Source organism: Devosia sp., assembly GCF_040509215.1.
Classification (GTDB): domain Bacteria; phylum Pseudomonadota; class Alphaproteobacteria; order Rhizobiales; family Devosiaceae; genus Devosia.
Genome location: NZ_JBEVLL010000101.1, coordinates 1 through 6,786, shown reverse-complemented (window position 1 = coordinate 6,786; position 6,786 = coordinate 1). Strand labels below are relative to the sequence as shown.

At 60.4% G+C, this 6,786-nt stretch carries 8 protein-coding genes; 2 read left to right on the top strand and 6 right to left on the bottom strand.

All coding sequences use genetic code 11. The features are described from left to right. Both ABW043_RS05705 and ABW043_RS05700 read right to left on the bottom strand, forming a co-directional pair. Nucleotides 1-1,210: PQQ-dependent sugar dehydrogenase (locus tag ABW043_RS05705; RefSeq protein ID WP_353920259.1), on the bottom strand; the 1,210-nt coding region annotated here is incomplete at its 3' end. A 193-nt stretch (nt 1,211-1,403) separates the two neighbouring features. Beyond that, nucleotides 1,404-1,649, bottom strand: a complete 246-nt coding sequence (locus ABW043_RS05700) for a helix-turn-helix transcriptional regulator (RefSeq protein ID WP_502908601.1) — start codon at nt 1,647-1,649, stop codon at nt 1,404-1,406. 177 nt (nt 1,650-1,826) lie between these two features. Between ABW043_RS05700 and ABW043_RS05695 the strand changes: the two genes are divergently transcribed. Beyond that, nucleotides 1,827-2,189 (top strand): hypothetical protein, encoded by a 363-nt coding sequence (locus ABW043_RS05695; protein WP_353920258.1) that lies wholly within the window; start codon nt 1,827-1,829, stop codon nt 2,187-2,189. 207 nt (nt 2,190-2,396) lie between these two features. Here ABW043_RS05695 and ABW043_RS05690 read toward each other — a convergent pair whose 3' ends face one another. Further along, complete coding sequence (locus ABW043_RS05690; RefSeq protein WP_353920257.1) at nt 2,397-3,347, bottom strand: alpha/beta fold hydrolase; 951 nt, start codon at nt 3,345-3,347, stop codon at nt 2,397-2,399. A 29-nt stretch (nt 3,348-3,376) separates the two neighbouring features. After that, nucleotides 3,377-4,582: an MFS transporter gene (locus ABW043_RS05685; RefSeq protein WP_353920256.1), complete on the bottom strand. Its 1,206-nt coding sequence runs from the start codon at nt 4,580-4,582 to the stop codon at nt 3,377-3,379. A 101-nt stretch (nt 4,583-4,683) separates the two neighbouring features. Between ABW043_RS05685 and ABW043_RS05680 the strand changes: the two genes are divergently transcribed. Beyond that, nucleotides 4,684-5,283: a TetR/AcrR family transcriptional regulator gene (locus tag ABW043_RS05680; RefSeq protein ID WP_353920255.1), complete on the top strand. Its 600-nt coding sequence runs from the start codon at nt 4,684-4,686 to the stop codon at nt 5,281-5,283. Nucleotides 5,284-5,391: 108 nt separating this feature from the next. Here ABW043_RS05680 and ABW043_RS05675 read toward each other — a convergent pair whose 3' ends face one another. Both ABW043_RS05675 and ABW043_RS05670 read right to left on the bottom strand, forming a co-directional pair. Continuing rightward, entirely contained in the window at nt 5,392-5,844 is a 453-nt protein-coding gene (locus ABW043_RS05675; protein WP_353920254.1) for a hypothetical protein, read from the bottom strand. A 248-nt stretch (nt 5,845-6,092) separates the two neighbouring features. Beyond that, the gene (locus tag ABW043_RS05670) at nt 6,093-6,443 is read right to left on the bottom strand and encodes a VOC family protein (protein WP_353920253.1); all 351 of its coding nucleotides are present in this window, start codon (nt 6,441-6,443) and stop codon (nt 6,093-6,095) included. Nucleotides 6,444-6,786: the final 343 nt, after the last annotated feature.

Here is a 6,786-nt window from a genome sequence, read left to right as displayed (position 1 = left end):
CGTAGGAATATTTCTCGTCCGACGACAGGAAGTCGGTGAGGATTTCGCGGGGCATTCCGACGGGTTTGCCTTTCTCGAAAGCGACGAAGGCCAGCTTGTAGCCTGAAAGCTTGGAGCGGTTCCACGAGCCGTGCTGGCCGATCGCCATGCCCGCCGGAAAGCCCGGCAGCGTGCCGGCGGGAAGCCAGCAGAGACCGAGCGAGGCCGTGTGCCCGCCCAGCGCATAATCGGGCTGCAGCGCGGACGCGACCTTGGCGGCATCCTGCGGCACCCGGTCGTCCACCACCCGGTCCCAGTAGCAGAACGGCCAGCCGTAGAACCCGCCGTCGCGCACCGAGGTCAGATAGTCGGGCGGCGTCTCGTCGCCCAGCCCGTCGCGCTCGTTGACGACGGTCCAGAGCATGCCGCCCTCTGGTTCCCACGCCATGCCGACCGGATTGCGCAGCCCGCCGGCGAAGATGCGCGACTGGCCCGAGGCAATGTCGTATTCGAAAATGCAGGCGCGGTTTTCCTCCGCCGCCATGCCGGCATCGCCGATATTGCTGAGCGATCCGACGGCGACGTAGAGCTTGGTGCCGTCCTTGCTGACGATCAGGTTGCGCGTCCAGTGCCCGCCGGGGATCAGGTCCATCAGCTTCCGGCCCGGCTGGGTGATCTTCGTCGCGCCCGGCTCGTAGGGATAGGCCAGGAGCGCGTCGCTGGCGCCGACATAAAGCGTCTCACCGACCAGCGCGATGCCATAGGGCTGGCGCACGTTTTCGATATAGGCGTGGCTTTCCTCGGCCACCCCGTCGCCATCGGCGTCGCGCAGCAGCGTCACGCGGTTGGGGCTGTCGCCGGCAGCGCGTGCGCGCTTCATCGTCGCCGCCATCGCATGGTCGAACAGGCTGCGCGGATTGCCCGCATCGCTCATCGATTCCGCCACCAGCACGTCGCCATTGGGCAGGACATGCATGTTGCGCGGATGCACCAGCCCGCGTGCGAAGGCATTGACCTTCAGCCCGGCGGCCGCGGTCGGCTTGTGATCGCCCTCCCACCCCTTTGCCGTCGGCATCTTCAGGGTCGGCATCCTGCCCTGCGGTTTCGCCTGCGGAATGGCCGGCGTTGTGCCGTAAACCGGCGCCCGCGGGGCATCGCCCGAATGACGAATGAGGACGGTACCCTGGCCGATAAAGGCAATCAGGCGGGCGAAGAGGGAGGACTCGGCCATGGGGTGTCTCTGGCAATGAGGAAAACGAGAGGCCGGACGCTAGAGTTTTTGCGCGGCCGGCACCAGAGGGCTGCGTGAAAATTATTGGAACGCGAAATCGGCGGCCGGCGGCGTGCCCGAAGCGCGATCCCCGCCGCCGCGCGCGGTTCACGGCGGGGTGGTCGCCAATCTTTGCAGGCGAACCGGCAAGGGCTCAGCGCTGCAGATCGGCAACCGGTGACTTGCCGAACATGCTCTTGTATTCCCGGCTGAACTGCGACGGGCTTACATAGCCCACCTCATAGGCCACGCGCGAAACATTGGCTGTTCCCGCCGCCAGCAGCTTCCGCGCTTCCAGAAGACGGATATGACGCTGAAAGGCAAGCGGGCTGAACCCGGTGACGGCCTTGAAATGTCGGTGGAACGAGGTGGCGCTCATGCCGGCGGAAGCCGCCAGCACGGGGAACGGCGCTCAGGTTCGGCCTCGACTTCGAGCCGTTTCGATGGGCGAGGCCGACCGGATGTGCTGCAGGCGATTGCGCATCGTCCGTAGAGCCCTATTGCATTCGCTACCGGAGCCGGGCGACAAATGTCGTCCAGAACGTCAGGCGGAGGCTCCGTGTTCAGAAACCTAATCTTGGCGATGTCCCTGCTTGCGAATTGTTTCTTCACTTACATCATGTTCCTGCCGGGAGGCGCCGCCACGAATTCGCATCGCATGACCTGCGAGCAGGCGCGAAGCGACGTCGCCAACAAGGTGGCCGTTCGTGCCTACGCCCAGAGCAACGGTGCATCGTTTTCCAAGGTCCATGCATTTCTGAGAAACAGCGATTATGAGCTGAGGAATGTTTCTTCAGCCGATGGCAAATTGGCATTCGTCTACACGTCGTCGGCTTTCTATCCCTCTGCCTGTGGTGTGGGTCTGCCCGGGACCGACGGCGGCATTGTGCGCGTGGAAACGGAAATCGATAGGGATCCCAAAATTCGATCGGTTTGGTAGGGCGAAGGGTGCCTGCTTGGCGCCGGCGATTGGGTCCGGCTGAGGCGGTCTTATGCTCTCGGCTTCGAAGACCTCGTTTGAATGGGCGATTGCGGATTGCACCGATGTCTTTCGAACGGCGCGTCGCTTCTTCACTGCGTCCGCTGGAAGCCGCTTTCTACCCCATGAGGGAAACCGCGCGAACTGTGTTCGCGCGGCCCGGCAGGACTATTTCGTCAGGAAATTGACCACCGCTTCATTGAGGGGAGCGCTGCATTCTTCTGGCAGCCAATGGCCGCAATCGGGGATCACGAGCCCTTCGACATTCGTCCCGTATTCTCGCAGCTGATCTACCTGCAACTGGCCCATACCGCCGTGGCCACCTCCGCCGATCGCAAGAGCGGGCATGCCCAGCCTGGTTTCAGCCAGGGGTTTATTCCGTTGCGCCGTCTCGTTGAGCGAGCGGTAATATTCGAAAGACGCATTGAGGGTATGGGGCTTTGCATATGACGCTGCATACAGGTCGAGAAGTTCGTCAGAGAAAGCATCCCGGTTCGTGGCGTGTTCCTTGATGAAGTGTTCGAGGAACATGCGTTCGTGCCCGGTCACGAGTGTTTCCGCCAGATTGCCGGCCGCCGCGAAGAAGCTGAAATGCCAGACAAGCGATTCACCCTCTGGCGTGAAGGCCGGAAACGCGTAGATGCGATCGTCCGGGATCGGTGCCTCCATGAAGACCAGCCTGCGAATATCAGCCTGATGGGTGACCGCCATCGGATAGGTGTTCCAGATGCCGATATCATGGGCGACCAGATCGAAAGGGGCATCCGGGCTGAACTGCTTGGCGAGCTTGTGGAGGAGAGGTGCCACGTCCTGCCCTGCATAAGACTTCGGCGAGCTTGATTGACCCAGACCCGGAAGGTCGACCGCAACCACCGTGTGCGTCTTTGCGAGTTCAGGCATGAGCTGATGCCACTCGTACCAGCTCTGCCCAAAGCCGTGGACGAGGAATGCCAGAGGCCCTGAACCGCCCTTCACATAGTGGAGCTTCACCGTGTCGATCGTGGAATAGTTGCTCTCGAACCCTGCGGGGACAGGGAATTCCGTCTTCGTCTCGGCATAGGCCGGGGCGACCGTGAGCGCAGCCGCCAGGGCCACCGCGCAAAGCAGTTGTTTCATCATCATACGTTTCCTTGCTTGGGTTTGGTTTTTCAGTGACGCCGGCTACTCGCCGGAAAACCGTTGGTTCGCGCGGCATAGGCGATGCAGAGGGCGATAAGCGCCAGAACGAGAACGGCAGGTGGGAAGGTCGCCGCGCCGCCGTTGTCGAGAAGAACACCCCCGAGGATGCTGCCGCCGGCGATGGCGGAATTCCAGACGACGACGTTCATGGAGAGGGCGATATCCGCTCCATCGCCGGCGGTATCTGCCAAAGCAGTCTGAAGCTGCGTTGCCGCGCCTCCAAACGTGATACCCCAGACAGCAGTCGAGAGAAGCAGAATGACGGGGTTCGTGCCAAGCAGCGTGAGCGCCAGGGCAGTCAGGCTGAAGGCGGCCAAGGCGATCAACACGGATGATCGCAGCGCGTGATCAATCACGCTTCCGGTGATCCAGATGCCGACCAGAGCCGCGATGCCGAAGGTCAGCAGAACGAGATCGACCCGCCCGGACATGCCGGCCCGCGCAGCGAAAGGGGCGATGTAGGTATAGAGGATGTTGTGGGCGAGCATCCAGAACAGGACCACGGACAACACGGCGCGAACGCCCGGCATCGCAGCGACGCGGCCAAGACTGAGCTTGTTGTCACCCTTCTGTCCGGGATAGTTTGGGACAGCGACCACAATCCAGACGATCAGCAGGAGCGTCATGGCAGACATGACGCCGAATGCCATGCGCCATCCGATCGCCGTGCCAAGCCATGTACCGAGGGGCACGCCGATCGAAAGCGCGATCGGCGTACCGATCATCGCAAGCGCCATGGCGCGGCCCTGCTGATGGGGTTCGACCATGCGACGCGCATAGGCTGCCAAAAGGCTCCATGCGAGACCCGCGGCCGCGCCCGCAAGAAAACGTGCAGCGAGCGTCAGCCAGTAGTTTTCCGAGACAGCCGTCAGGCAATTGAATGCCAGAAACCCGAGGACCGTCAGCAACAGCACGTTTCGGCGCGACCACGTCTGGGTGAAAAGGGTCAGCGGTATGGCCGCCACAAGCGAACCGATGGCGTAGGCGGCAACCGACTGTCCTGCAAGCGACTGCGAGACCCCCAAACCTTCCGCCATCTGGGGCAGCAGGCCGGCCGGCAGTGTTTCCGTGGCAATGCAGATGAAGCCGGTCATCGCCAGTGCCAGCAGAGCGGCGACCGGCAATGGCTTGTGGTGGTCGGGGGCCTTTACCGCCCGCCCTGAATCGTGAGGCATGATCTCTCCTATTTATGTATCGATCGATACGGAAGTACGGTTCATCGAAACGCTTGTCAATGACTTATGTATCGACTATTTCATAAGTAGGAGATCGATCGATGGCACGAACTGGACGACCACGCGAATTCGACAGGCAGGCGGCCCTGGACGCGGCGCTCACTCTCTTTTGGAGGCAGGGTTACGAGCCGACGTCGCTCAACCAGCTCAAGGAGGTAATGGGAGGGATTTCTCCGACAAGCTTCTACGCGGCCTTCGGCTCAAAGGAGCAGCTTTTCGAGGAAGTTGTGGAACTGTATCGCTCTACCGAGGGACGCGTAACCGACATTTTGTTCGACGAGGAAATCTCGCCACGCCTCGCTATTGAGCGCTGTTTGCGCCAATCGGCGAAGATGCAGACCGACCCTTCCCATCCACTCGGTTGCCTCGTCGTATCAGGGGCGAGCAACTGCGGCAGTTCGGGCGAAAAGGTGGGCCAACTGCTGAAGAGCATTCGCCGAAAGAACAATGAGGCAATCAGGAGCCAAGTTCGGCGGGCCGTTGCGAGCGGGGATTTACCTGGCCGCACCGATATTGATGGACTGACCGAGATGTTCGGCACCTTTCTGGTCGGTATATCGACTGCAGCACGCGACGGTACGAACCGAGCTGACCTGGATCGGTCGATCGACCACATCATGGGGTTGTGGCAGAAGAACTGAACCATTCCCGCAGCAACGACCACCCAGGCCAATCGGCGCGGCTGGGTGTTTTCCGTTTCGCAATGCTATGTCCGCAAGGGGCCGAGGGCCGAATTGCGTCTTGCGCCATTAGCGGTCATTGAAAAGGATGCTCGTGAAGCTAGCGGTTTTGCCGTCCCAGGTGCCGGCTGCAAATGCAGTTACCGAATGTTCTGTGCGTGAGCTTTCATCCAGACGGCCAGCCGTTAAGCCGAGCTTGTCGAAGAGTATGATGCCGACTGAAATCGCGGCACCTCCATTTAGCTCCTCCAGTCCTCGAAGTACGTCTAATCCGTTCTTTTCGAAAATAGATATCCCTCGAAACATAACCACTCCCACATCGTAGAAGGCTTCGATCTCGCTCACCCGATTTTCTCGATAGCGCACGATTGGCGCTTTTGTGCCACGATGCTCGCTGAACGAACCAGGCCGAATGCCTCGCCTCGACCGGTCCGGCGCTCCGATATGAGTAGCGACATCCTCTGGAGCCATGCCGAATTTGATCGGCCCTATTCCTGTGAAGGAGTCGATGAGCCATGTCATTTTAGTTTTCCCCCTCATCGTTGGAGAAGATAAGGCGCGCGCGAGTTCGGGCAACGCCAATGACCGCTTCGGGCAAAAGGCCGTCATAACCCAGAGGTGCCAAAAGGAGACAAGGCGTGACGCTTCGGCAGCCGGTGCATAAGGACCACATTTCGGCCGTTCCAGTTGGCTGAGTGGCGTCCTGAAAGGTATTCAACCGTCAGGACCGGCGCTGGATTTCGGCCGCGCGGCCCTTGTCACACTGTTCGCTACTTTTGAATGACGCAAAAGCGGTTTCCGTCCGGGTCAGCAAGGACGACAAAGTCGGCGTGGGGCGGATAGTCCCGGCCAACCCTAGTGGCGCCGAGTTCCAGAAGACGGTTAATCTCCTTTTCCTGGTCATCGGCATAAAGGTCTAGGTGGTGCCGGGGCCGTTTACCGGTAGCCGGCTCATCTGCTTTATCAATTGCGACCTGCACGCCTTCACCACTGGTTGGTACTAGCACCGCCCAATCGCCTTCCGGCGCTTCTCGGGGCTTGTAGTTGAGCGCCGAACACCAGAACTGAACGGCTCTTGGCACATTTTCCACCCCCCAAACAATTGACCCAACTCGCAGCATCGTCCAATCTCCCATTAGAGTTTTCTTCCATGAATAACTCGGTTAAGATAAGATGGTTCGCCGGAAGGCCAGTGATACAGGCGGTCGCCAAAGGCAATCCCGTTCAAAAACCCGCAAAATCTGGTCCGGTCCAGTGTGCGCCGGAAGTCGACAGTCCCCTTACCACCCCAACGCGGACACTTGCAGACAGGTCCCGGGACACTGTTTCGGGCCGAGGGCGGCCTTCTCCTTTGCGCCAAAAGGGTCATTGATCGAACTCGCGTTCCTTGGAAAAAATCAAATTATAGTCGTCGTAATCGATTGTCCTCTTCAGGCAGAGTTTAAAACCATCTGGCGCTCACGG